This is a genomic window from Streptomyces sp. NPDC054770 (genome assembly GCF_053611985.1).
This window is the reverse complement of sequence record NZ_JBSHBL010000022.1, coordinates 61,162-84,327: the sequence shown is the minus strand read 5'-3', so window position 1 is coordinate 84,327 and position 23,166 is coordinate 61,162. Positions and strand designations below refer to the sequence as shown.

Genomic DNA, 23,166 nt, shown 5'->3' with positions numbered 1-23,166 from the left:
GCGGTCTCCTTGCGGGAACGGGGTGTTCAGCCTTTGACGGCGCCTTCGCCGACCCCGCGGAAGAAGTACCGCTGCAGGCAGGCGAACAGGGCGATGAGCGGGGCCACGGCGATCACGGTGCCGGCGGCGACGAGCCGTTCGTCGTTGGCGAAGGTGCCGTGCAGGTAGTTGAGGCCGATGGTGAGCGTGAACCTGGAGGGGTCGCTGAGCACGATGAGCGGCCACAGGAAGTCGTCCCAGGCACCCATGAAGGCGAAGATCGCGACGACGGCGAGGGTGCCCCGCACCGACGGCAGGGCGATCCGCAGGAACCGCTGCCAGGCGTTGGCCCCGTCGACGTAGGCCGCCTCCTCGATCTCGTAGGGCAGGTTGAGGAAGGCGTTGCGCATCAGCAGCACGTTCATGGCGCCGATCGAGCCGGGCAGGACGACGCCGATCAGGGTGTTGTTCAGGCCGAGTTCGCGCATGGTGGTGAACTGGGCGATGATGATGCCCTCCACCGGCACCAGCATCGCGAGGATGAACACGAGGGTGGCGATCCGGCGGCCGCGGTAGCGCAGCCGGGCCAGGGCATAGCCGGCGAGTGCCGATCCGACGCAGTTGGTGACGACGCTCGCGCCCGCGACCTTCAGGGAGTTGAGGGCGTAGTCCCAGACGGGGATGGTGTCGGCGACCCGCCGGTAGTTGTGCAGGGTGGGGTGTTGCGGCAGGAAGCTGGGCGGCGAGCTGAAGATGTCCTCGGTCGGGCCCTTGAGCGAGGTGGACAGCTGCCACAGGAACGGGCCGACGGTGACCGCGAGGACGAGCAGCAACAGGGCGTAGCGCAGGACCAGTTCGCCGATCCGGATGCGGCGCCCGTGCTCGTCGGTGACCCGGGGCTTCTTGGCGGCGCGCACGGGTGGAGCAGTGCTCATGGGCGTTCCCTGCGGTCGGCGCGCAGCACGAGGAGCATCAGCGCGACGGTGACGACGAAGACGACGACGGAGAGCGCCGAGGCGTAGCCGACGCGGCCGGTGAGACCGGTGCCGGTCTGCTGGACGAGCATCACGAGGGTGGTGTCCTCGCCGGCCGGACCGCCGTCCGGGCCTGCCAGCAGGTAGACCTCGGAGAACGTCTTGAAGGCGGCGACCGAGGACAGCGCGGCGACCAGGACCATCGTGGAGCGCACGGCGGGCACGGTGACGGTGAGGAAGCGGCGGACCGCCCCCGCGCCGTCCACGGCTGCGGCCTCGTGCAGCTCGCGCGGCACGTTGGCGAGCGCCGCCAGATAGATGATCATGTAGTAGCCGAGGCCCTTCCACACCGTGACCGCCATCGCGCTCAGCAGGAGCAGCCACTGGTCGCTGAGGAAGCCGACCCGGCCGATTCCGATGCTCTCCAGCAGGGAGTTGACCAGGCCGCGTTCGTCGAGCAGCCACACCCAGATGAGCCCGACCACGACGATCGAGGCGACGACGGGGGTGTAGAAGGCGGACCGGAAGAAGGCGATTCCGGGGATGTTCTTCTGCACCAGCAGGGCGAGCAGCAGCGGCAGGACGACGAGGGCGGGCACCACCCCGGCGATGTACAGCGTGCTGTTGCGCAGGCCGGTCCAGAACATGTCGTCGTGGATCAGCTCACGGAAGTTGGCGAGGCCGACGAAGTGCCCGGGGATCAGGGTGCGCCGGTCGGTGAACGAGTTGACGATCGTGGAGACGAACGGATAGAGCACGAAGGCACCGACGACCAGCAGCCCGGGGGCGGCGAACAGCCAGGGGCTGACGGGCAGTTGGCGCCGCACGCGGGACACGCCGGCCATCGGTTCGTCAGCCCTCCTGCTGGAGCAGCCGGTCGCAGGCCTTGACAGCGTTGTCGAGGGCCGCCTTGGGGCTCTCCTTGCCCTGCAACGCCTTGGCCACCTCGTTGCGCAGCGCGGTCTTCATCTGGTCGCTGAACAGCACCGGCGTGTAGTTGACCGCGCTCTTCAGCGACTTGGCGGCGGCGATGCGCACCCGGGTCTCGTCGGTGCCGTCCTCCTTGGTGAAGTACGGGTCGTCCAGGGAGCCCGCGGTGCTCGGGAAGATCGCGACCTGCTTGGCGAACGACATCTGGTTCTGGGCGTCGGTCACGTAGTGCGCGAAGGCCACGGCGGCCGCGGTGTGCTTGGTCTTCGAGTTGACCATCACACCCATCACGTACATGTTGACGTGCCCGGTGCTGGTGATCTGGTCCGTGATGCCGATGTTCTTGTACAGGCTGGGCGCCTGCTTCTTGAAGTTGTCGAGGTCGAGGGCGCTGCCGGGGTTCATGGCGACGGCCCCGGTGAGGAACTTCTTGCCGGTGGACTCGGGGGTGGCGGTCAGCGCCTGCGGGTCGAGCGCCTTCGCGTCGTACAACTCCTTGTACTTGGTGAGCAGTTCAACGCCCTTGGCGTCGTTGAAGGCGAAGCCGGTGCCCGCCTTGTCCATCAGCTCGACGCCGTAGCGCCCGAAGTCCTCGATGGTCGGGACGTTGGCGAGGGTGGCGACCTTGCCGCCGCTCTGCTCGGCCATCTTCAGGGCGTCGGCGAAGAGTTCGTCGTACGTCTTGGGCGGCTGGTCGGGGTCGAGTCCGGCCTGCTTGAACAGTGTCTTGTTGTAGAAGAGCGGCCCGGTGTTCAGGTACCAGGGGAAGGCGTACGTCCCGCTCGTCCCCGGTATCTGGTGGCTGGCCCAGGCCCCCGCCAGGTACTCGGACTTGTACTTGCTCGCGGCCTTGTCGAGGTCGAGCGCGAGGCCGGCCTTGGCGAGCGGGGCGACCAGGTCCGGGGAGACGTTGACGACGTCGGGCAGGGTGCCGCCGGCCGCGTCCGCGCTGATCTTGTCGGCGTAGCCCTCGGCCGGCTGGTCGATCCACTTCACATGGGTGCCCGGGTACTTCTTCTCGAAGTCCGCGACCAGGCCGTCGAAGTACGACTTGAAGTTCGCGCGCAGGTTCCAGGTCTGGAAGGTGATGTCGCCCTCGACCTTGCCCGAGGCGTCGGTGGAACCGCCGTCGTCTCCGCCGGAACCGCAGGCGCTCAGCGGCAGGGCGAGGACGGCGGCAGCGGCGAGGGCGAAGGCTCTGCGGGAGATACGCATGGTCCGTTGCTCCTTTGCAGCGGGGTCGGCCGAAGGTGCCGCGCCAGACCTTGCACGCCGTTTCCGCACCACGTCAATGGATTCGGCGGAGCTAAAGTCATTAGTGGCTCAAATCCCCTGCTCAGCAAGGTGTCACGAGCGTATTGCGGTCGATCACTAATACGCTTTAGGGTGTTTGGACTCAAGCGCATTAGCAGATCGCCGTCCAGACCGAATGGGGAAGTGAGTTGGCGGAGAAACGCGTCCCCGCGCGCCGGCCGACGATGAAGGACATCGCGCGCCGGGCCGGAGTCTCCGAGAGCGCGGTCTCCTTCGCGCTCAACGGCCGCCCCGGGGTCTCCGAGACGACCCGGGCCCGGGTCCGCCGGGTCGCCGAGCAGCTCGGCTGGCGGCCCAGCACGGCCGCCCGCGCCCTGTCCGGCGAGGGCGCGGCCACGGTCGGCTTCGTCCTCGCCCGCCCGGCGCACTCCCTGGGCGTGGACTCCTTCTTCCTCCAACTGGTCTCGGGCATCCAGGAGGTGCTCGCCGAACGCCATCTCGGTCTGCTCTTCCAGATGGCGGAGGACGTGGCCGACGAGTGTGCGGTCTACCGCCGCTGGTGGGCGGAGCACCGCGTCGACGGCGTCCTGGTGGTGGACCCGCGCGCCGACGACCCCCGCCCCGACCTGCTGGACGAACTCGGCCTGCCCGCCGTGGTGATCGGCGGCGCACCCGACGAACGCCACCCCGAACTCTCCACGGTCTGGGCGGACGACGCGGCCGCGATGGCGTCGGTGGTCGACGAACTGACCGGCCTCGGCCACCGGCGCATCGTCCACATCGCGGGCCTGCCCGGGCTCGCCCACACCCAGCGCCGCATCCGCACCCTGCGCGCCGAGGCCGACCGGCGCGGCCTGGGCGAGGTCCACTCGGTGACCACCGACTACTCGGACGCGCAGGGCGCGGCCGTCACCCGCCGCGTCCTGCGCGCGACGCCGTCGCCGACGGCCCTGATCTACGACAACGACGTGATGGCGGTGGCCGGTGTCGCGGCAGCGGCGGAACTGGGCTACGCCGTCCCGGACGACGTCTCGGTCGTCTCCTGGGAGGACTCGGCCCTGTGCCGCATGGTCAAGCCGTGGCTCTCCGCCCTCTCCCGGGACAGCACCGAGTTCGGCCGAACGGCGGCACGGGAACTGACGGCCCTGCTGGACGGCGGTACGGCACGGGCGGTGCGGGTACCGGTGCCCCGGCTGACGGTCCGGGGCAGCACGGCACCGGCCGCCCGTCCTTAGGGCCTGCCCGGCGGATGCTGCCGCCGCGTGCGCCGACGTTCTGTACCTGCCCTGCACGCAGTGGGACATTGAAGCGCCCGGGGGGGAACGAACCGGTCCCAGGCCCCAGGCCTTCCACTCGCCGTCGAGAGGATCGACCGTGCCCGCCGACCACGACATGCTGTGGCGTCGTTGCGCTCATCTGGGCCGTGTCCTGCTGCCGTTGGTGGACCAGGAGCCATGGCGGCAGGCCCGTCGCCACGAGAACCTACGAGCGTGGGGCATCGACACCGCGGCGGGCGAGCGGCTGATCGAGATCTTCGCGGCCCTGGCGGCCCATGCCGTCGCGGTCGACACTTCGTTGTCCGCCGCGGAACTGGATCAGCTGTCCCTCGGAGCCGTGGCCGACGCGGCGACCGGCAAGCGCGACTACGAACTGCTCGCCGGGCTGCCGGAAACCTTCGCCGACGAGCGTGACGGACACGCCGTCGACGTCTTCCGTCTGCACGTCTACAGGGGCGGGCAGTACAGCCACCGGCTCGCCCGGCTCGGCACGGAACTGCGCCATGCGCTCCTCGTCCTCGCCGAACGCGCGCCGATACGGTCACCCACGTGCGGGGACGTCTTCCGCCGGGCCCTGACGGGTCCCGCCTGATGTCCGGCGTGACGAGCATGCCCGGCACCTGGGTCGAGGGCGGGCCGGCGCTGCCGCGGCCCCGAGGAGCCGCGGCAGCCGTTGTCCGAGCTCACGTATGCCATTCCACCTTGAACACCCACGCGTGCTGTCCCGCCTTGCGGGCGGCCGCGGGTACGTCGATCACCAGGGCCCCGTTGGTGAGGGTCCAGGTCAGCGGCCGGTCGTGGCCGAGCAGGGTCACCTTGTCGCCGGCGCGGACCGGCACCGGGGCCTCGACGGTGAGCCTGGCGCCGGGCCGGGTCAGGGAGTGGATGTAGAAGGCCTCGTCAGGGCGGACCGTGAACCGGAGGTCGTCGCCGAGCTGGGGCATGCGCGACCAGTACGTGGTGCCGTAGACGGCCTCGCCGTTGACGGCGAGCCAGGCGCCCGTCTCGCGCAGCCGGGTCTGCATGATCTCCGGGATGGTGCCGTCGGCGCGCGGGCCGATGTCGAGCAGGAAGTTGCCGTTCTTGGAGACGATGTCGACGAGGCTGTGCACGACCTCCTCGGCGGTCATGTAGGCGTCGTCCGGGGTCTCCCGGTTGTAGCCGTAGCTACGGGGGTCGAGGCCGCGGCTGGCCTCCCATTTGGCGACGACGGTGTCGGCGTACGTCGTGTACTCGGGCGTGGTGTAGTCGTGGAAGCCGATGCCCGAGCGGTCGTTGACGGTCACGTCGACGGGGCGGCCCCGGTTCTTGGCGTGGTTGAAGTACTCGGCGAGGACATGGACGCTGTCGTTGTCGCCGCCGATGTCGCACCAGATGATCTCCGGGTCGTAGCCGTGGATCAGTTCGAGCATCTGCGGGGCCTGGTAGTCCCGCACGAAGTCCTTGCCCGCCGTGTAACCGGTGTACGGCAGCGGCTCCAGGGTGTACGGGTTGCGCGGGGCGTGGCCCATCCAGGGGCTGTCGGGGTTGAACCACTCGGGCATGGAGAAGTAGAGGCCGCGGTGGAGTTCGGGGGTGTAGCGGCGGGACGCCTCGAACAACTCCCTGACCAGGTCCCGCTTCGGGCCGAGTTTGACGGCGTTGCGGTCGGAGACCTTGGTGTCCCACAGGGCGAAGCCCTCGTGGTGCTTGGAGGTCAGGACGTGGTACTGGGCACCGGCGTCCCGGAACAGCTCCACCCAGGCACGCGGATCGAACTTCTCGGCCGTGAAGCGCGGGATGAAGTCGTCGTAGGCGAAGTCCGCGCCGTAGGTGTCCCGGTGGTAGGCGTACGTCGGGTTGTTCGGGTCCTGCATCTGGTCCCAGTACCACTCGGCGTACTGCACCCCGACCGGCGCCCAGGCGGGCACCGAGTAGACGCCCCAGTGGATGAAGATGCCGAACTTGGCGTCGTTGAACCAGTACGGCGCCCGGTGGCCGGCCAACGAGGTCTCGGTGGGCTGGTAGTCGGCGGTGCCGAGCGTCAACGTGCCGTGCGCGGACGCCACTTGGCTGCCGCGGCCGCGCACGCTGACCGTGCCGTCCTGCGTGGTGCCGGGGGCGGTGCCCGTGCGGTTGCGGATGCCGACGTGGACGCGTGCCTGTTCGCCGGGGTCGAGGCGGCGGATGCGGGCGGGCTCCACGGTGCGGGCGCCGGGGACGTCGACGCGCACGGACACCGCGTCGCCCGCCAGGATCGCGACGGTGCCCGCGTTGACGACGGTGGCCTCGACGCTCTGGGCGCCGGTGGCATCGAGCAGCGAGCTGGTGGACCGGGCGTCGCGCAGGGCCAGCGCCCGGCCCTGGGCGACGGGCTGGAGGGAGAGCGCGAAGACGTGCAGGGCGGCCTTGCCGGCCTCGGCCGGGTTGGTGACCGGCAGGGTGAGGGCGACGGCCTCGCGCTGCGGGTCGAACCACACCTCGCAGGTGCCGATGCCGACGCTGTGCGCGTCCTTGCCGCCGTCCGGCTGGTAGCGGTACGGCGCAGACAGCGGTCCGCCCACCGAGTACCAGTCGCCGCCGCTCAGCCCGGCGGTGCTGGTCGTGCCGTCGGCGTAGTGGACGGTGGCCGGGCCGGCCGCGTTGCCGTAGCTGCCGGAGGTGAGGAAGACGGCCGACAGGTAGCGGCCCTGGGGAAGGTCGATGCGCTGGCCCAGCGCGACAACGTTGTTCTTGGCGCCCGCCGTCGCCGCGGGGAAGTCGAAGGGGATGCCGTCGACCTCGATCCGCCCGGCCGGGAGTTCCTCGCCCGGGAACGTGTAGCCGGAGCCGTCGAAGTCACCGCCCCGGGCGGCGGCGGTGTCGATGCCGTCGTTGTCGTAGAGGGAGTCGAGCGGTACGGGAATCGCGTCGGGGACGGGGACCCAGGACGACGCGGCCTGCTCACCGGCGGTCCGCTCACCGGTGGTCCGGCCGTCCGCCGGTTCCCCGGCCCGCCCGGCGGCATGGGCCTCGGCCGGTACGGCGAGGGGCAGTGCGGCCGCCGCGGCGGCCCCTGCCGCGACCCCCAGGACCTGACGTCTCGGATACGGAGACATGCTCATTGCGCGGCTCCATTCATCGGATGTCTGATGATTGAGCGGGCCCGGAAGCCTGTCAATGGGGCGTGCACAGACGGGAGATGACCCAGTCGTCGGATGACCCGCGAGAAGAGCACTGACCTAGGCGACCGGTCCGCAACGCACCCGGCCGACATCTCCGGGACCGGACACTCTCGACGCGGAGCCCGCGGCCGGGCAGAGTGCCCTTTCGTACCGACGAGTAAGCCGCTTTTCCGCCAAGCCGCTTTCCCGTCAAGCCGCCTTTCCGCACCCCGAGGAGCGCCCGTGACCGACTGGGCCGGCCGGACCGCCGCCGAGATCGCCGCCGCCGTACGCGAGAAGCGGGTCACCCCCCGGGAGGTGGTCGCCGGGCATCTGGAGCGGATCGCCCGCCTCGACGGGCGGATCGGCGCGTTCCGCAAGGTCCGGACGGACGCGGCGCTGGCGGAGGCGGACGAGGTCGCGACCCGCGCCGATCTCGCCGAACTCCCCCTCGCCGGGGTGCCGTTGGCGGTGAAGGACAATCTGGCGGTACGCGGCGAGGCGCACCTGGACGGTTCGGCCGCGATGCCGGACACACCGGCCGACGCCGACCATGCCACCGTGGCACGGCTGCGAGCGGCGGGCGCGGTGGTCATCGGGCTGACGAACGTGCCCGAGCTGTGTGTCTTCGGCACCACCGAGGGGATCCACGGCATCACCCGCAACCCCTGGGACACCCGCCGCAGCGCGGGCGGCTCCTCGGGCGGCAGCGCCGCCGCGGTCGCCGCCGGGCTGGCGCCGATCGCCCTTGGCAACGACGGCATGGGCTCACTGCGGATCCCGGCGGCCAACTGCGGCCTGGTCACCATCAAGCCGGGGTTCGGCGTGGTGCCGGCCGGGATCGGCAACGGCGACTGGTTCGGCATGTCGGAGAACGGGCCGCTGGCGACCACCGTGACGGACGCCAGGCTGATGCTCGCGGTACTGGCCGAGAGGGAGTTCGAGAGCGCCGGGCAGCACACCCCGCGGAAGATCGCCGTCTCGTTGCGCAGCCCGCTGGCCGGGGTGACCGTGAGCAGGCCGTATACGAACGCGGCGACGGAGGCGGCGAAGTTGCTGGCCGGCGCCGGGCACCAGACGCGGCGCGCCGAGCCGCCGTACCCGGCGTCGATCGGGGTCACCGCGCTCCGGCACTGGACCGCCGGGACCGCCGTGGACGCGGCCGGCCTGGACCCCGCCCTGCTGGTCCGGCGGACCCGGGTGCACGCGGCCGTCGGGCGCCGTTTCCTGCCCGGGGTCCGGGCGGGCGACGCCCGCGAGCGGCTGCGCGCCCGGCTCGCCCCGTTCTTCGCCGAGTACGACGTGCTGCTCACCCCGGCGCTGGCCCGGCACGCCCCACATGCGGCCCCCTGGCACGAGCGGGGCTGGCTGCGCAACGCCCTGGCCGGTTCCAACTACTCGCCCATGACCCCGGCCTGGAACCTCACCGGCTGGCCGGCCATGTCGGTCCCGTTCGGCACCCTGCCCTCGGGCGCCCCCTGCGCCGTACAGCTGGTGGGCCGGCCGGGCTCGGAGGCGGCCCTGCTGGAACTGGCCCAGCAGCTGGAGACACTGCGACCGTGGCAGCGGACGGCGCCGCTCGACTGAGCGCTCCGCTGGAAGTGCCGCGATATGCCGTCAGTCGACTGCGGCACCGTCGTGGCTGGTCGCACCCACGCGGCGGAGCCGCACAGGGATACAGCCCCCGCCCCTTCGGGGCGCTGTCGAACCGCGGCGGACTTCGCCGGACCCGCTCAGGGCTCCCCCCGAACCGGGGCTACCGCTTCGGCTCGGTCATCCGGCGGGCCGCCTCGACGACCGCCGCGCGGTGCAGGGCCAGCCGGTCCTCGGGCCAGGACTCGCTGACCTCCTTGGGGTCGACGCCCTCGGCGGCCCAGAACCACGCCTGGGCCGCGGCGAGCACCATGGTCAGGAGGTCGTCGGGGGCCATGGCCGGGTCGAGGTCGCCGCGCCGCTGCGCCTCGGCCACCAGTGCCGCCTTGTTCCGGAACGCGTCCTGTTCGAGCCCGGTGGCGGAGGGGCGCTCCAGCAGCTTCCACAGGCGCAGGCGCATCAGGTCCGGCCGCGCCACCAGGTGGTCGAAGATCGCGCTGGCGTATCCGGGCAGGTCCTCGACGTCGAACGGCACGGACTCGGCGCCCGCCGTCATCGCCCGTTGCAGCACCGCGTCGAAGAGCTGTTCCTTGTTGCCGAAGTAGACGTAGATCAACCGCTTGTTCGCCCCCGCGGCCTCGGCTATCCGGTCCACCCGGGCACCGGCGATGCCGTAGGCGGCGAATTCGCTGAAGGCCGCGTCGAGCAGCCGGGCCTTGGTGGCGCTGGAATCCCGTGACATGGCCACTACCCTAGCAAGTAACTATCCAGTTATTGACATAGTCGGCGAGCGGGCCTACGGTCTAGGTATCTATCCAGTTAGTTATGGAGTCTGGTCATGGAACCGAAGAACCTCATGGAACAGCGCGCACTGGGCGGCCAGGGCCTGACCGTCGGCGTCCAGGGCCTCGGCCTCATGGGTATGAGCGTCTTCTACGGCGCCACCGACGAGACCGAGTCGCTGGCCACCGTCGACCGGGCGCTGGAGCTCGGCGTCACCCTGCTCGACACCGCCGAGAGCTACGGCCCCTTCGTCAACGAGCAGCTGCTCGGCAAGGCGCTGGCCGGGCGCCGGGAGTCCGCCGTGGTCGCGACCAAGACGGGGGTGGAGATCACCGACGACGGCCGGATGGTCGGCCTGAACGGCACGCCGGAGTACGTGCGCCACGCCCTGCACCGGTCGCTGCGCCACCTCGGCACCGACCACGTCGACCTCTACTACCTGCACCGCATCGACCCCCAGGTGCCGATCGAGGACACCGTCGGCGCCCTGGCCGAGCTGGTCGCCGAGGGCAAGGTGCGGCACATCGGTCTCTCCGAGGCCTCCGCGCAGACCATCCGGCGGGCCCACGCCGTCCACCCGGTCACCGCTCTCCAGATCGAGTACTCCCTCTTCGAGCGCGGCATTGAGCACGACGGCGTCCTGGACACCCTCACGGAGCTGAACATCGGCCTGGTCGCCTACTCCCCGCTGGGGCGCGGCTTCCTCTCCGGCGCGATCACCAGCCCGGACGACTTCGCCGCGGACGACTGGCGCCGTACCGACCCGCGCTTCCAGGGCGAGAACTTCCGGCGCAACCTCGACGTCGTCCGCGAGGTCCGCCGGCTCGCCGCCGACAAGGGCGTCACCCCCTCCCAGCTGGCCCTCGCCTGGGTCCAGCACCAGGGCGCGGTCGCCATCCCCGGCACCAAGCGCCGCCGCTACCTGGAGGAGAACATCGCCGCCACCGGGGTCACCCTCACCGCGGACGACCTCGCCGCCATCGAGACGGTCGCCCCGCACGGCGCGGTCACCGGCGACCGCTACGCGCCCGAGCACATGGGAACCCTGAACGGCTGACCGCCGACGGCACCCACCCCCCACACACCCACAGGAGACACTCCTCATGTCCGTATCCCAGACCCCCGGTACCTTCGGGGCCACCACCACCGCCGCCGAGATCGTCGACGGCGTCGACCTGCACGGCCGCCGGGCCGTGGTGACCGGAGCCAGCTCCGGAATCGGCGTGGAGACGGCCCGCGCGCTCGCCTCAGCCGGCGCCGACGTCACCCTGGCCGTGCGCGACACCACGGCGGGCGACCGTGTGGCGGCCCGCCTGGCGGCCGAACTTCCGCCCGGTTCGGGCGAGTTGGCCGTAGGACGACTCGACCTCGCGGACCGGTCGACGGTCGCGGCCTTCGTGGCCGACTGGCAGGGCCCGCTGCACATCCTGGTCAACAACGCCGGTGTGATGGCCCCGCAGCAGATCACCCGCACCCCCGACGGCCGCGAGCAGCAGTTCGGCGTCAACCACCTCGGCCACTTCGCCCTCACCACCGGCCTGCACCGGGCGCTGGCGGCGGCGGACGGCGCCCGGGTCGTCTCGGTCAGCTCCACCGGCCACCTCTTCTCCCCCGTCGTCTTCGACGACCTGGACTACCGGTTCCGGCCCTACGACCCGTGGACCTCCTACGGCCAGTCGAAGACCGCCAACATCCTGTTCGCCGTCGCCGCCGCCGAGCGCTGGGCCGACGACGGGATCACCGCCAACGCCCTGATGCCGGGCAACATCGCCGACACCAACCTGGCCCGGCACATGGACCTGAAGCAGGTCGAGGAGTTCATCGCCTCGGGCGAGCTCACGCTGCCGCCGCAGAAGACCGTGGAGCAGGGCGCCGCGACCTCGGTGCTGCTGGCCGGCTCGCCGAAGGTGGCGGGTGTCAGCGGCCGCTACTTCGAGGACTGCGCGGAGGCCGAGCCGGTCACCGAGCGGCGGGCCGACGCCGTCGGCGGGGTCGCGCCGTACGCCCTGGACCGGGACAACGCGGCCCGGCTGTGGCAGGTGTCGCAGGCGCTGATCGGCTGAGCCGGGCCGGGCCGGGTCACAGGGCGCGGTACATGATGTGCAGGCCGACCGGTCCGTGCTTCGGGTGGTCGAAGGCCTGCGGGACCGTGCCGAGGATCGTGAAGCCGAGGGAGGTCCACAGGGCCACGGCGGGGTTGGTCTCGACGACGGCGTTGAAGACCATCGCCCGGTAGCCGTGCGCCCGGGCCTCGGCGAGGATGTGCTCGGCGAGCGCCCGCCCGATGCCCTGGCCGCCCCGGTCGGGGTCGACCATGAAGCCGGCGTTGGCGACGCCCGCGGCGGGGCCCCCGTAGTTGGGGGTCAGGTAGGCGGAGCCTACGACGGCTCCGGTGGGGTCCTCGGCGACGTAGACACGTTTCGCCGGGCTCATCCACAGGGCGCGGGCCGCCTCCTGAGAGGTGTCGGGGTCCCAGCCGTAGGTCTCGGCGGCGGCGACGATCCGGTGCCAGAAGGGCCAGATCTGCGGCCAGTCGTCCGCGGTGGCTTCTCTGATCAGCATGGGCGTGAGTCTCGCACGCCCATGCGCGTCGAACGATCGCGACGGGACTGACTGGCTGGTCAGTCCACGCTCGGCAGGATGTGGGGCTCGGCGAGGTCCTCCTCGTAACCCGCGAGGCGGATCGGGGCGGACCGGGCCCACACGTCGAGGCTACCGAGCTGTCCGGGCCGGCTGCCCGCGCGCTCCGTGCGTTCCTTGGGGCGCTGCTCGCGATTCGTCTTCTCAGGTGTCACCGCGCACTCCTTTTGTGTCGGTCACCCTCGGGGCGTACCGGACAGTCTGCGTTCCGGTGCTCGACGCCCGCTCGGGTCTGGATGGAAGGCCAGTTCGGACGCGGTGGCGCCGGTAACTCACAAGAGAGCAGGCCGTTGTCGACCGGCTTGTCCCGGGACGGACCGTGGGTGTGGGTGGGACCCCTTGTTGCTGTCCGTCCCCTACAGATTAACCAAATGAGCGGGGGTCCGCTCGATAGGGAGTGCAAACAAGGTGTAACTATCGCGAGTCGTTGCGCACTTCGACGACCCGGAAATGCACCTGTTCGTAACATGATGCCCCGTTTACGCTCCACCCGCTCGACCTATCCACACGAACACGCCTTCGAACAGGCGGGGCGCCGCTCCCTTCACTGGCTTTGCAGTTCAGGTTGCGTTGGCCGGGTCGAAAACTCGACATGATCCGATGCCCCAGGACAACGGCTGTCTCGCGGAAGGACTGACGCATGGAGTTGCGCAGCGTCGAGGAGCTGATGGATCTGCTGTACGCCTGCCGGCACCAGCACGCACTGCGCACCGCGGCACTGCTGCGCCGCGGCCGCCCCGCCGACAAGGAGCTCCAGGTGGCGGGCCTGGTGCACGGCATCGAGGAACTGCTCGGCCCCGCCGACGGCGCCGCACACGCGGTACGCCACCTGCTCGGGGAACGTGTCTACCACCTCGTCCGCGGGGACGGCGCCGCCACCGACGACGATGTACACCGACTGCGCCAGGCCGACGAGGAGAGCCGCACCGCGGGCTTCGACGCGGGCGTCCTGGAGGACTGGCGGACCGTCCTGGAACTGGTCGCCGCCCGCAACTCCCGCCTGGGGGCTGTCGACTGACGTTCCGTCATGAGACGGTACGGCGATGACGTCATCGTACGGGCTGTCGTACGGCCTCCGGGGCCGGGCGGCCGTCGTCACCGGCGCCACCCGCGGGATCGGGCGTGCGGTCGCCGAGGCGCTCGCGGCGGCCGGTGCGCTGGTGTGCGTGAGCGCGCGGGACGCGGACGAGGTGCGGCGTACGGCCGCGGAGCTGGGCGGAATCGGCCTGGCCGGCAGCGTCGCCGAGCCGGAGCACGCCCGGGAGCTGACCCGGCTGGCGCTGACCCAGTTCGGGCGGCTGGACATCCTCGTCAACAACGCGGCGACCAACCGCCCGTACGGCCCGCTCATGGACGCCGACCTGGGCCTGTGGCGGGAGGCGTTCACGGTCAACGTGGAGGCACCGCTGCGGCTCACGCAGTGCGCGTGGCGCGGCTGGATGCGGGAGCACGGCGGCTCGGTGGTCAACATCTGCACGGAGGGCGCGGAACATGTCGGCCCCCAGGTGGGCGCGTACGGCACCAGCAAGGCCGCACTCCTGCACCTGACCCGGCAGCTGGCCGGCGAACTGGCACCCCGGGTCCGGGTCAACTCGGTCTCACCGGGCCTGGTGCGCACGGAGATGGCCCGCTTCATGTGGGAGCCCCGGGAACGGGAGATCGCCGCCGGCCTGCCGCTCGGGAGGATAGGAGAGCCGGAGGACGTGGCGGGGGCGGTGCTGTGGCTGTGCTCGGACGCGGCAGAGTGGGTGACGGGAGCAGACCTGGTGGTGGACGGCGGCACCCGGGTACGAGCGGCACGCGCAACGACCTAGGGCCTGTCGTTTGACGCCGGCATGATCCAGACGACAGGCCCTAGGGGCGCGGGACCGCCCCGATCTCCGGCCACCACCGCCTGAGCGCGACCGACAGCATCTCGCAACGCCGCAGGCGCGACCCCCAGGGGCGCGGGGAACTGCGCGACCGGCCACGACGCACCCGCACCCGTCCCACAACCCGCCCGGTCATCCCACCGGGCTCACCACTTGCCCGGCGCGTAGTCCTTCAGGAAGACCCCGTACACGTCCTCGCCCTGCTCGCCGAGCACGATCGGGTCGTAGACGCGGGCCGCGCCGTCGATCAGGTCGAGGGGGGCGTGGAAGCCCTCCTCGGCCAGCCGCAGCTTGTCGTAGTGCGGCCGTTCGTCGGTGATCCATCCCGTGTCGACGGAGGTCATGAGGATGCCGTCGGTCTGGAACATCTCCGCCGCGCTGGTCCGCGTGACCATGTTCATGGCCGCCTTGGCCGCGTTGGTGTTGGGGTGCCCGGCGCCCTTGTAGCCGCGGCCGAAGACGCCCTCCATCGCCGAGACGTTGACCACGTAGGCCCGCCCGCGTGCCGCCCGCTTCGCGGCCGCGGCCATGGCCGGCCGGAGCGCGCTGATCAGGATGAACGGCGACGTGTAGTTGCAGAGCTGGGTCTCCAGGAGCTCCACTGGGGAGATCTGGTCGATGGTCTGCACCCAGGTGTTGGTGTCGACGACGTCCGGGACCAGGCCGCCCGCGTCGATGGCGGTGCCGTCGAGGTGCCGGGCCACGCTGGCGTTGCCCCCGACCAGTGCGAGGTCGGCGACCTGCTGCGCGTCCAGGCCGCTGATGCCCAGCGGCAGCGCGGCGATGCCGTCGACGGCGCCCGAGTTGAAGGCGCCGATGACCTGGTGGGCGGGGAGCTCACCGGCGGGCAGCGGGGCGCTCTCCCCCTCGACCAGGGCCGCGTACGCGGAGGGCAGCCGGCGGACGGTCTGGGTGGCGTTGTTGATCAGGATGTCCAGCGGGCCCGCCGCGCCGACCTGCTCCGCGAGGGCGACGGACTGCGCCGGGTCGCGCAGGTCGATGCCGACGACCTCCAGGCGGTGCAGCCAGTCCGCCGAGTCCTCCATCGCCTTGAAGCGGCGGATGGCGTCCTTCGGGAAGCGCGTGGTGATCGTCGTGTGGGCGCCGTCGCGCAGCAGCCGCAGCGCGATGTACATGCCGATCTTGGCGCGGCCGCCGGTGAGCAGGGCCCGCTTGCCGGTCAGGTCGGCGCGGACGTCGCGCTTGGCGCGGTTCAGGTCGGCGCAGTCCGGACAGAGCTGGTGGTAGAAGTAGTCGACCTCGACGTAGCGGGTCTTGCAGGTGTAGCAGGAGCGCGGGCGCTGGAGTATCCCCGCGACTCTGCCCTCCTCGGTCCGGGAGGAGGGCAGCAGGCCCTCGGTCTCGTCGTCGATGCGCTGGGCGGAGCCGGTCGCGGTGGCCTCGGTGACCGCCTTGTCGTGGGCGGTCTTGGCGGCCCGGCGCTCCTGGCGGCGGCGCTGCTTGACCGTGCGGTAGATGCCGGCGGTGGCCCGGCGCACCGCGATGGCGTCCGGGTGGTCCACGTCCAGCTCGTCCAGCTCCGCGAGCACACCGAGGCAGACGGCGAGCCGCTCCGGGTCGATGCCGGGGCCGTAGACCACGGCCTCCACCGCGTCCTCGGCCGTCGAGCCGTCCTGTGTCACCGTCATCGCGCTGCCGCTTCCCTGGTCCACCAGCGGCGCTCCGACTCACGCCCGCTTTCGAAGAGGGAATTTTACGGAGCGCCGGGCCGTACCTCCAAACCCGTCCGGATCACGGATCGCAGACCGAGATCAGCGAGTCCACCTCGTCGGTGACCGCGCGGGCGAGCACTTCGAGGTCGGGGACGGCGCTCGCGTCGGCGACCAGGCCGTAGTGGACGTGGTTGCGGTAGGTGGAGATGGCGACGGCCAGGGACTGGCCGGGCGCGAGCGGGGCCAGCGGGTAGACGGCGGTGAGCGGGTGACCGCCGAGGCGCAGGCCGACGCCGGGCAGCGGCACGCTGGTGACCAGGATGTCGAACCAGAGCCGGGCGGCCTGGCCGACCAGCGGTCCGCCGAGCCGGTGCCCGAGCGCGGGCACGTGGTCGGCGAGCAGGGCGACGGCACCGGCGCCCCGGTTGGGGCCGGCGTCCTTGTTGCGGGACATCGCCGTGCGGACGCGGTCGAGGCGGGCGAGCGGGTCCGGGTTGTCGACCGGGAGCCGTATCAGGTACCCGGAGAGCCGGTTTCCCTGTGGGGTCGCGGTGCGCGGGCGGCGCTTGGCGACGGGGATCAGGGCACGCGGGGCGACGCCGTCGGTGCCGTCGCCGCGCTCGTCCAGCCAGCGGCGCAGGGCGCCGGCGACGACGGCGATCAGGACGTCGTTGACGGTGCCGCCGACGGCCTTGCGGACGCGGTGCACGTCGTCGATGTCGAGGTCGACGCCGGCGATGCTCCGGGTGCCGGTCGGCTCGGACTTCAGCGCGGTCGAGGAGCTCACCCCGAGGGCGGACAGAGCGACGGAGGCGCCGATGTCGAGGGCCCGGCCCACGTCCGCGAGGGCGCCGCGCACCAGCTCGGGCAGCCTGCGCACGTCGGGCAGCGCCGGCATCGGGCGCGGCGGCTCGATCGAGCGGGGGGCGCGCACGGGCAGGTCGAGCGGGTCCATGACACCCGCGGCCAGCTTGAGGGCGCGCAGCCCGTCGGCGAGGGCGTGGTGGAACTTGAACAGCACCGCGAAGGACACCCCGTCCTCGCCGGGCAGCACATGCGCCTCCCACGGCGGCCGGCCGCGCTCCAGCGGACGCTCCATCAGCCGGCCCGCCACGGCCTGGAAGTCCGCGGTCGGGGCGTGCAGCCGGACGTGGTTGAGGGGGTCGAAGTCCGGGTCGGTCTCGCGGGCGGCGCCGCCGAACGCGAGCGGCTGCCAGACGTCGCGGATGCGCATGCGCAGTCCCGGCACGGCGGCGGCCCGGGCCGCGAGCAGGTCGGCGGCGTGCGCGCCGGCGGTCGGCGAGTGCGCCGAGAACACGCCGAGCGCACCGAGGTGCATCGGGTGTTGTTCGGACTCGATGTTCCAGAACGCCAGATCGAGCGGAGCGAGCAGGTCAGCAGTCTCAGTCATCTAAGGGGGTGCCTCGCGTCGACGGAGGGTGGATCAGCAGTCAAACGCCGACTCATGATTACGGTCAAGTACGATCACGCTACGCTCAGTTAACAGCAGATTAAGTCCCGCCTCCTCCGAAAGAGGCGGGACTCCTGCGACACCTGAGGTCACTTCAGCGCCGGTGGCCCCGCCTCGGGTGACGTACCCCACTCTGACGGGCGCGAGCCGACCGTGAACGCCAACGACCGCAGGGAGCGCAGGGCACCGGTCGTCAGATAGGTACGGCCGTACTCCGATCCGTCCTTGCGGGCCGACTGCACGTACCGGTCGGCGGCCGAGGTGCCCGGCGCGGTCACCGTGAACCCGCCGCTCGGCCAGTAACGGCGGTCGAGACGGACGTCGGCCCGGTCGAAGACGGGCGTGGACAGGCCCCAGGTGCCGTAGCCGGGCTGCACCGGGAAGAGGCCGAGGGACGACAGGACGTTCCAGGCGGACATGGTGCCGAGGTCGTCGTTGCCGGTCATCCCGGTCGGGCCGTCGGTGAACAGGGTCAGCGCCGCGTGCACCACGTCGGTGGTCTGCCAGGGCCGGCCGGTGGAGAGGTAGGTGTACGGGGCGATCAGGTCGGGCTCGTTCATCGGGTTGTAGACGGCCGCGTTGTAGTACGCGTACGCGTTGCCGTGCACCCACACCTCGCGGGCGGTCTTCGCCGGGTCGGCGAGCAGTTTGTCGTAGGCGAAGAAGGAGTCGAGCCGGGCGTTGGTGGCGCGCTCGCCGCCGATCAGGGAGATCACGCCGGGCAGGTCCTGCGGGACGAGCCACTGGTACTGCCAGGCGGTGCCCTCGTGGAAGCCGATGCCGCGGGCCGGGTCGGGGTTGCCGGTGAAGGCGCCGGAGGCGTCGCGGGCCCGGAAGAAGCCGGTGGAGGGGTCGAAGACGTTGCGGTAGTTCTGCGCCCGGGTGGCATAGCGGGCCGCGTCCTCGACATGGCCGAGGTCCCGGGCCATCTGCCCGAGCATCGCGTCGGACAGCGCGTACTCCAGGGTGACGGAGGCGCCGTGGTCGTAGTCGGAGTCGCCCACCTTGGTGTGCTGGCGGCCCTTGAGGTACGGCGCGAAACCGTCGGCGAGGTACTCGGCGTCGGCCTCGCGGCCGACCCCGGCGTTGGCGGCCGGCGGCACGCCGTCGGCGTTCTTCTTCAGGGCCCGGTAGGTCCGCTCCTCGTACCCCTTGAGCAGGCCCATCTGGTAGGCGGTGGTCAGGAACGGGGTGACCGGGTCGCCGGTCATGATGTTCGTCTCGACCGTGCCGTAGCCCCACTTGGGCAGCCAGCCGCCCTCCTCGTCGATCTTCAGCACCGACAGCGCCATGTCCCGGGCCTCGCGCGGGGCGAGCAGGGCGAGCGCCTGGGCCTGGGTGCGGTAGGTGTCCCAGAGGGACCAGTTCTGGTAGTAGGTGAACCCCCGGGCACGGTGGATCCGGCGGTCCCAGCCGGCGTAGCGGCCGTCCGCGTCCCCGCCGACGTTGGGCGCGAGGAAGGTGCGGTACAGGGACGAGTAGAAGGTACGGCGCAGGGTCGGGGAGCCGCCCTGGACGCGGATGCCGCCGAGCCGCCGTTCCCAGGCGTCCCGGGCCTGCCGCCGTACCGTGTCGAACGGACGTCCGCCCTCGGCGCGCAGATTGACCTCGGCGCCCTGCGCGTCGACGTACGACAGGGCGGTGGTCGCCTCGACCGTACGGTCCCGGGTGGTGTCGAAGCGGACATAGGCGCCGTCGGCTCCGGTGCGGGAGCCGGGAGTGACCGTGGCGCCCTTCCAGGTGCCGTACGCGGTGAAGGGGCGGCTGAAGCGGGTGACCGTGTACACGGTGTAGGGGGCGGTCTCGCGGCAGAAGCCGTGGCCGGTGATCCTGGTCCGGACGGTGTGGTCGTCGAGGATCTGGACGTCGCTGCTGACCGGTTTGTGCAACGCCTGGTGGGCATTGAGCAGGACGTTCGCCTTGCCGGTGGCCGGGAAGGTGTAGCGCTGGACGCCGGTGCGGGCGGTCGCGGTCAGCTCGGCCGTCACGCCCGAGTCGAGGCCGACCCGGTAGTAGCCGGGGCTCGCCGCCTCGTCGGCGTGGCTGAACCCGGCGGCGTACTTGGCGTAGTCCGTCTGCGTGACGTCACCGGTGGTGGGCAGCACGGGCAGGTCGCCGCCGATGGCGCAGCCGACGCCGGAGAGGTGGACCAGGGAGAAGCCGCGGATCCGGCGCTGTGTGTAGTCGTAGCCGGTGCTGTGCCCGGTGTCCGGGGAGAGCTGCACCATGCCGAAGGGCACGGCCGCGCCGGGGAACGTGTTGCCCTCGTCCTGGCTGCCGATGAAGGGGTTCACCAGGTCGGCGAGGTGGCCGTCGGCCGGTTCGGCGGCCCCCGCGGCGGGGGCGGCGAGCAGCGTGGACGCGGTCAGTACGCCGGCGAGGCACAGCCGGGTGCGCCGGAGAGCCGCGGTGGTATGTGACATACCACTGGTCCCTCTCATGTCGGATGACCTCCGAAGTTCGACATTGCTGTCTGCATCGTGAGGGGAGAGTGCCGCAAAGTCCGGCAAATGAGGGTTATTCACTCGCAGCGCGTCGCGCCCGAGTTGGCGCGCACACGGGTCGGACCCGACACGGGAACGGCGCCGGGCCCATGCCGAACGGGGAAGTCCCATCGGCTGAACCGAGGTCCACGTATGCGCAGTTCAGAGGCCGTTCCTGCCAGCTTCCCCGCAATGCTGCAACCGCCGTTGGCCTGTCCGGTCCCTGACCGGGTGTCCCTGGCAGCGGGCAAAGGCGGACTGAAGTACTAGCCTGCGGATGTGGATATCTCACACGAAGCTCGCGTCCCGCATGAACCGGGGAAGCGTCCCCGGGTCGGGCACATCCAGTTCCTCAACTGTCTGCCGATCTACTGGGGACTGGCCCGCACCGGCACCCTGCTCGACCTGGAGTTGACCAAGGACACTCCGGACCGGCTGAGCAGTCTGCTGGTCGGCGGGACCCTGGACATCGGTCCGATCGCCTGCATGGAGTACCTCAAGCATGCCGACGACTTGGTGCTGCTCCCGGACATCGCGGTGGGCAGCGACGGTGCGGTGACCTCGTGCCTGATCGTCAGTCAGGTCCCACTGCGCGAGTTGGACGGGCGCCGGGTCGCCCTGGGTTCCACCTCGCGCTCGTCGGTACGCCTGGCTCGACTTCTGCTGGAGGAGCGGGAAGGGGTCCGCCCGGAGTACTTCACCTGCCCGCCGGACCTGCCGGTGATGATGCAGGACGCGGATGCCGCGGTCGTCATCGGTGATGCCGCGCTGCGTGCCTACCTTCATCAGGCCGAGGATCTGGGACTGCTGGTGTACGACCTGGGCGAGATGTGGAAGGCGTGGACCGGCCTGCCGTTCGTTTTCGCGGCCTGGGCCGTCCGCAAGGACTACCTGGAGCAGAACCCTCGCATCGTGCGCGAGGTACACCGGGCCTTCCTGGAGTCCCGGGACCTCTCGATGACCGAAGTCGACAAGGTGTGCGAGCAGGCCGCGCGGTGGGAGGCGTTCGACGCGCAGGCGTTGCGCCGCTACTACACCGAGGCTCTGGACTTCTCGTTCGGCGAACGCCAGCTGGCGGGTGTTCGCGAGTTCGCTCGCAGGGTTGCTTCGGACTCCGGATTCGATCCTGAGCTGGAGATCTCGGTCCTCCAGCCGTAGCGGAGCGGCTGCGGCTGCCGGCGCGGGGGCGGACCCGCTCGGAACCGCGGCCGGGTGACCTTCCTGTTCCGAGCGGGCACAATGGAGCGGGCGCGGCTCAGAAGCCTGAGGCGGGGCGTGTGGTGTAGTGCTCCTCCAGCCGGGTGAGCTCTTCGGTGCTGAGACTGAGCTCGGTGGCGGCGACGGCGTCGGTGAGGTGGTGCGGCTTGGTGGTGCCGACGATCGGCGCGGTGACCGCCGGCTGGTGCATCACCCAGGCCAGCGCCACCTGGGCGCGGCTGACGCCGCGCTCTGTGGCGACGGCGGCGACCGCGTCGATGATTCCCCGGTCGGCCTTGGCCGTCCGGCCGTAGAGGATCTCCTCGGCGCTGTCGGTGCTGTTGCGCGTGGTCTGCTCGTCCAGGTCTCGGGTCAGCCGGCCGCGCGCCAGCGGGCTCCAGGGCATCACGCCGATGCCCTGGTCCAGGCAGTACGGCAGCATCTCCCGCTCCTCCTCGCGCTGAAGCAGGTTGTACTGGTCCTGCATGGACACGAACCGGGTCCAGCCGTGCAGGTCAGCGGTGTGCTGGAGCTTGGCGAACTGCCAGGTCCACATCGAGGACGCACCGAGGTAGCGGGCCTTGCCGGCCTTCACCACGTCGTGCAGCGCCTCCATGATCTCCTCGGCCGGCACATTCGGGTCGAGCCGGTGGATCTGGTAGAGGTCGATGTAGTCGGTGCCCAGCCGGCGCAGACTCTCGTCCACCTGGGTGAGGATCGCCGCCCGGGACAGGCCACCGCCCTTCGGGCCGGGGCCCATCGTGGCGTTCACCTTGGTGGCGATGACCACCTCGTCCCGCTTGGCGAACTCGCGCAGCAACCGGCCGGTGATCTCCTCGCTGGCACCACGGCTGTACATGTTGGCGGTGTCGAACGTGGTGATGCCGGACTCGATGGCCTGCTTGAAGTACGGACGGGAGTCGTCGACGCCGAAGGACCACTGATGGGTGCCGCCGGCCGGGTCGCCGAAGCTCATGCAGCCCAGCACGACCTTGGAGACCGACAGCCCGCTCTTGCCCAACCGGAGGTATTGCATGGCGAGAAATCCTTACCAGGTGACGGAAAGCGAGTGGACGCCGTACACGAAGGTGCCGTGCCGGAACGGGGAAGGCGGTCAGCGCTTCGACAGGGCGACACCCCATGACTGAACGTTTGTTTAGTGATGGAGGGTAGCCTACGCCGCCCGCCGGCGTGCGCAGCGTGCGCGCCGGCGACATACGGCCGAGGTCACTGGGTGACGAGCCAGACCACTTCGTCGACGAAGTCGACGAGGGCTTCGACCGCTGCGGAGTCCCCGGAGGAGTGCCAGAGCGCGACCCGGCCGTGGGCGGCCGTGAAGACCAGGACCGCAGCTCGCCGGGGCGGCATCCGCAGCCGCACACCGGCCTGCCCGCAACGCTCGAACGCCGTGGCCACCTTGGTCACGAGGTCGGTCATCGGCCCGGTCGGAGGTGCTGTCAGCGGCTGATGGTTGATCAGCAGGCGGTAATGGCCGGGGTTGTCCACCACGAACTGGCAGTAGGCCCGCACCTGGGCCCGCACCCGCTCCAGCACGGCGTCCTGCTCGCACGACTCATCGGCCTTGGCCATGGCCTGCGAGATCTGCTCGTAGTCGTACTCGATCAGCCCTTTGACCAGTGCGGACTTGTCTGCGAAGTGCTGGTAGATGGCGGCCGGCGAGATGCCGGCGGCGCGTGCGACGCCGCGGATCGTCAGCCCCTCCTCGCCGCCCAGCTCGGACAGCAGGCGCGCGGCCCCCTCCAGGATCTCCAGGCGCAGCCTGTCACCTTGCCCTCGCGGGTTGCGCGCACGCTGCGATGTCTCGGCCACAAGAAACTCTAACCGGTGGCGGCCGGACCTGTCGGACACCTCGCAAGGCTCGACGGGCTTCCGGTTGCCGACGACCGCGCCTGCCGATG

Annotated in this window: 20 protein-coding genes; 8 read left to right on the top strand and 12 right to left on the bottom strand. The window is 71.0% G+C overall.

Annotated elements, in window-relative coordinates:
* Window positions 1-26: 26 nt before the first annotated feature.
* Genes ACWGKQ_RS20995 through ACWGKQ_RS20985 form a run of 3 tightly spaced genes read right to left on the bottom strand, consistent with a single transcriptional unit; the run spans window position 27 to window position 3,098 of the window.
* Window positions 27-914: a carbohydrate ABC transporter permease gene (locus tag ACWGKQ_RS20995; RefSeq protein WP_453293432.1), complete on the bottom strand. Its 888-nt coding sequence runs from the start codon at window positions 912-914 to the stop codon at window positions 27-29.
* Complete coding sequence (locus tag ACWGKQ_RS20990) at window positions 911-1,798, bottom strand: carbohydrate ABC transporter permease (RefSeq protein WP_453293431.1); 888 nt, start codon at window positions 1,796-1,798, stop codon at window positions 911-913. Before ACWGKQ_RS20990 ends, ACWGKQ_RS20995 begins: the two co-directional genes overlap by 4 nt.
* 7 nt (window positions 1,799-1,805) lie before the next feature.
* Window positions 1,806-3,098, bottom strand: coding sequence for an ABC transporter substrate-binding protein (locus ACWGKQ_RS20985; protein ID WP_453293430.1), 1,293 nt, complete (start codon window positions 3,096-3,098; stop codon window positions 1,806-1,808).
* A 263-nt stretch (window positions 3,099-3,361) separates the two neighbouring features.
* Between ACWGKQ_RS20985 and ACWGKQ_RS20980 the strand changes: the two genes are divergently transcribed.
* Complete coding sequence (locus ACWGKQ_RS20980; protein ID WP_453293479.1) at window positions 3,362-4,372, top strand: LacI family DNA-binding transcriptional regulator; 1,011 nt, start codon at window positions 3,362-3,364, stop codon at window positions 4,370-4,372.
* 139 nt (window positions 4,373-4,511) lie between these two features.
* Window positions 4,512-5,006, top strand: a complete 495-nt coding sequence (locus ACWGKQ_RS20975) for a hypothetical protein (protein ID WP_453293429.1) — start codon at window positions 4,512-4,514, stop codon at window positions 5,004-5,006.
* A gap of 91 nt (window positions 5,007-5,097) precedes the next feature.
* Here the strand turns inward: ACWGKQ_RS20975 and ACWGKQ_RS20970 are convergent, their stop codons facing one another.
* A complete protein-coding gene (locus tag ACWGKQ_RS20970; RefSeq protein WP_453293478.1) occupies window positions 5,098-7,491 on the bottom strand; it encodes an alpha-L-fucosidase in 2,394 nt (797 codons plus the stop codon).
* 288 nt (window positions 7,492-7,779) lie between these two features.
* Between ACWGKQ_RS20970 and ACWGKQ_RS20965 the strand changes: the two genes are divergently transcribed.
* Complete coding sequence (locus ACWGKQ_RS20965) at window positions 7,780-9,123, top strand: amidase (RefSeq protein ID WP_453293428.1); 1,344 nt, start codon at window positions 7,780-7,782, stop codon at window positions 9,121-9,123.
* Between the two features lie 169 nt (window positions 9,124-9,292).
* Here the strand turns inward: ACWGKQ_RS20965 and ACWGKQ_RS20960 are convergent, their stop codons facing one another.
* Window positions 9,293-9,871 (bottom strand): TetR family transcriptional regulator, encoded by a 579-nt coding sequence (locus tag ACWGKQ_RS20960; protein ID WP_453293427.1) that lies wholly within the window; start codon window positions 9,869-9,871, stop codon window positions 9,293-9,295.
* A 114-nt stretch (window positions 9,872-9,985) separates the two neighbouring features.
* On the opposite strand from ACWGKQ_RS20960, the gene ACWGKQ_RS20955 reads away from it, so the two are divergent.
* Together ACWGKQ_RS20955 and ACWGKQ_RS20950 are read left to right on the top strand one after the other, a co-directional pair.
* Window positions 9,986-10,969 carry an aldo/keto reductase gene (locus ACWGKQ_RS20955; protein WP_453293477.1) on the top strand — a complete coding sequence of 328 codons (984 nt, stop codon included), beginning with the start codon at window positions 9,986-9,988 and terminating at the stop codon, window positions 10,967-10,969.
* A 46-nt stretch (window positions 10,970-11,015) separates the two neighbouring features.
* Window positions 11,016-11,975: an SDR family NAD(P)-dependent oxidoreductase gene (locus ACWGKQ_RS20950; RefSeq protein WP_453293426.1), complete on the top strand. Its 960-nt coding sequence runs from the start codon at window positions 11,016-11,018 to the stop codon at window positions 11,973-11,975.
* A gap of 16 nt (window positions 11,976-11,991) precedes the next feature.
* Here ACWGKQ_RS20950 and ACWGKQ_RS20945 read toward each other — a convergent pair whose 3' ends face one another.
* Window positions 11,992-12,474 (bottom strand): N-acetyltransferase family protein, encoded by a 483-nt coding sequence (locus ACWGKQ_RS20945; RefSeq protein ID WP_453293425.1) that lies wholly within the window; start codon window positions 12,472-12,474, stop codon window positions 11,992-11,994.
* 59 nt (window positions 12,475-12,533) lie between these two features.
* On the bottom strand, window positions 12,534-12,707 hold the full coding sequence (locus ACWGKQ_RS20940) for a hypothetical protein (RefSeq protein ID WP_189267454.1): 174 nt from the start codon (window positions 12,705-12,707) through the stop codon (window positions 12,534-12,536).
* 485 nt (window positions 12,708-13,192) lie between these two features.
* Between ACWGKQ_RS20940 and ACWGKQ_RS20935 the strand changes: the two genes are divergently transcribed.
* Window positions 13,193-13,570 (top strand): hypothetical protein, encoded by a 378-nt coding sequence (locus ACWGKQ_RS20935; RefSeq protein ID WP_453293424.1) that lies wholly within the window; start codon window positions 13,193-13,195, stop codon window positions 13,568-13,570.
* Between the two features lie 25 nt (window positions 13,571-13,595).
* Window positions 13,596-14,366: an SDR family oxidoreductase gene (locus tag ACWGKQ_RS20930; RefSeq protein WP_453293423.1), complete on the top strand. Its 771-nt coding sequence runs from the start codon at window positions 13,596-13,598 to the stop codon at window positions 14,364-14,366.
* Between the two features lie 203 nt (window positions 14,367-14,569).
* Here the strand turns inward: ACWGKQ_RS20930 and ACWGKQ_RS20925 are convergent, their stop codons facing one another.
* The 3 genes from ACWGKQ_RS20925 to ACWGKQ_RS20915 all read right to left on the bottom strand — a co-directional run bounded on the left by ACWGKQ_RS20925 (window position 14,570) and on the right by ACWGKQ_RS20915 (window position 19,990).
* Window positions 14,570-16,072 carry an SDR family NAD(P)-dependent oxidoreductase gene (locus ACWGKQ_RS20925; RefSeq protein WP_453293422.1) on the bottom strand — a complete coding sequence of 501 codons (1,503 nt, stop codon included), beginning with the start codon at window positions 16,070-16,072 and terminating at the stop codon, window positions 14,570-14,572.
* 103 nt (window positions 16,073-16,175) lie between these two features.
* Complete coding sequence (locus ACWGKQ_RS20920; protein ID WP_453293421.1) at window positions 16,176-17,507, bottom strand: wax ester/triacylglycerol synthase family O-acyltransferase; 1,332 nt, start codon at window positions 17,505-17,507, stop codon at window positions 16,176-16,178.
* 149 nt (window positions 17,508-17,656) lie between these two features.
* Window positions 17,657-19,990 (bottom strand): GH92 family glycosyl hydrolase, encoded by a 2,334-nt coding sequence (locus tag ACWGKQ_RS20915; RefSeq protein WP_453293420.1) that lies wholly within the window; start codon window positions 19,988-19,990, stop codon window positions 17,657-17,659.
* A 345-nt stretch (window positions 19,991-20,335) separates the two neighbouring features.
* On the opposite strand from ACWGKQ_RS20915, the gene ACWGKQ_RS20910 reads away from it, so the two are divergent.
* On the top strand, window positions 20,336-21,208 hold the full coding sequence (locus ACWGKQ_RS20910) for a menaquinone biosynthetic enzyme MqnA/MqnD family protein (RefSeq protein WP_453293476.1): 873 nt from the start codon (window positions 20,336-20,338) through the stop codon (window positions 21,206-21,208).
* Between the two features lie 97 nt (window positions 21,209-21,305).
* Here the strand turns inward: ACWGKQ_RS20910 and ACWGKQ_RS20905 are convergent, their stop codons facing one another.
* Window positions 21,306-22,283: an aldo/keto reductase gene (locus ACWGKQ_RS20905; protein WP_453293419.1), complete on the bottom strand. Its 978-nt coding sequence runs from the start codon at window positions 22,281-22,283 to the stop codon at window positions 21,306-21,308.
* A gap of 191 nt (window positions 22,284-22,474) precedes the next feature.
* The gene (locus ACWGKQ_RS20900) at window positions 22,475-23,077 is read right to left on the bottom strand and encodes a TetR/AcrR family transcriptional regulator (protein WP_453293418.1); all 603 of its coding nucleotides are present in this window, start codon (window positions 23,075-23,077) and stop codon (window positions 22,475-22,477) included.
* Window positions 23,078-23,166: the final 89 nt, after the last annotated feature.

Excerpts from the sequence above, each read along its gene's own strand:
- ACWGKQ_RS20995 (WP_453293432.1), bottom strand. The coding sequence starts at position 914 with ATGAGCACTGCTCCACCCGTGCGCGCCGCCAAGAAGCCCCGGGTCACC.
- ACWGKQ_RS20990 (WP_453293431.1), bottom strand. The coding sequence starts at position 1,798 with ATGGCCGGCGTGTCCCGCGTGCGGCGCCAACTGCCCGTCAGCCCCTGG.
- ACWGKQ_RS20985 (WP_453293430.1), bottom strand. The coding sequence starts at position 3,098 with ATGCGTATCTCCCGCAGAGCCTTCGCCCTCGCCGCTGCCGCCGTCCTC.
- ACWGKQ_RS20980 (WP_453293479.1), top strand. The coding sequence starts at position 3,362 with ATGAAGGACATCGCGCGCCGGGCCGGAGTCTCCGAGAGCGCGGTCTCC.
- ACWGKQ_RS20970 (WP_453293478.1), bottom strand. The coding sequence starts at position 7,491 with ATGTCTCCGTATCCGAGACGTCAGGTCCTGGGGGTCGCGGCAGGGGCC.
- ACWGKQ_RS20960 (WP_453293427.1), bottom strand. The coding sequence starts at position 9,871 with ATGTCACGGGATTCCAGCGCCACCAAGGCCCGGCTGCTCGACGCGGCC.
- ACWGKQ_RS20955 (WP_453293477.1), top strand. The coding sequence starts at position 9,986 with ATGGAACAGCGCGCACTGGGCGGCCAGGGCCTGACCGTCGGCGTCCAG.
- ACWGKQ_RS20950 (WP_453293426.1), top strand. The coding sequence starts at position 11,016 with ATGTCCGTATCCCAGACCCCCGGTACCTTCGGGGCCACCACCACCGCC.
- ACWGKQ_RS20945 (WP_453293425.1), bottom strand. The coding sequence starts at position 12,474 with ATGCTGATCAGAGAAGCCACCGCGGACGACTGGCCGCAGATCTGGCCC.
- ACWGKQ_RS20935 (WP_453293424.1), top strand. The coding sequence starts at position 13,193 with ATGGAGTTGCGCAGCGTCGAGGAGCTGATGGATCTGCTGTACGCCTGC.
- ACWGKQ_RS20930 (WP_453293423.1), top strand. The coding sequence starts at position 13,596 with ATGACGTCATCGTACGGGCTGTCGTACGGCCTCCGGGGCCGGGCGGCC.
- ACWGKQ_RS20925 (WP_453293422.1), bottom strand. The coding sequence starts at position 16,072 with ATGACGGTGACACAGGACGGCTCGACGGCCGAGGACGCGGTGGAGGCC.
- ACWGKQ_RS20920 (WP_453293421.1), bottom strand. The coding sequence starts at position 17,507 with ATGACTGAGACTGCTGACCTGCTCGCTCCGCTCGATCTGGCGTTCTGG.
- ACWGKQ_RS20915 (WP_453293420.1), bottom strand. The coding sequence starts at position 19,990 with ATGTCACATACCACCGCGGCTCTCCGGCGCACCCGGCTGTGCCTCGCC.
- ACWGKQ_RS20905 (WP_453293419.1), bottom strand. The coding sequence starts at position 22,283 with ATGCAATACCTCCGGTTGGGCAAGAGCGGGCTGTCGGTCTCCAAGGTC.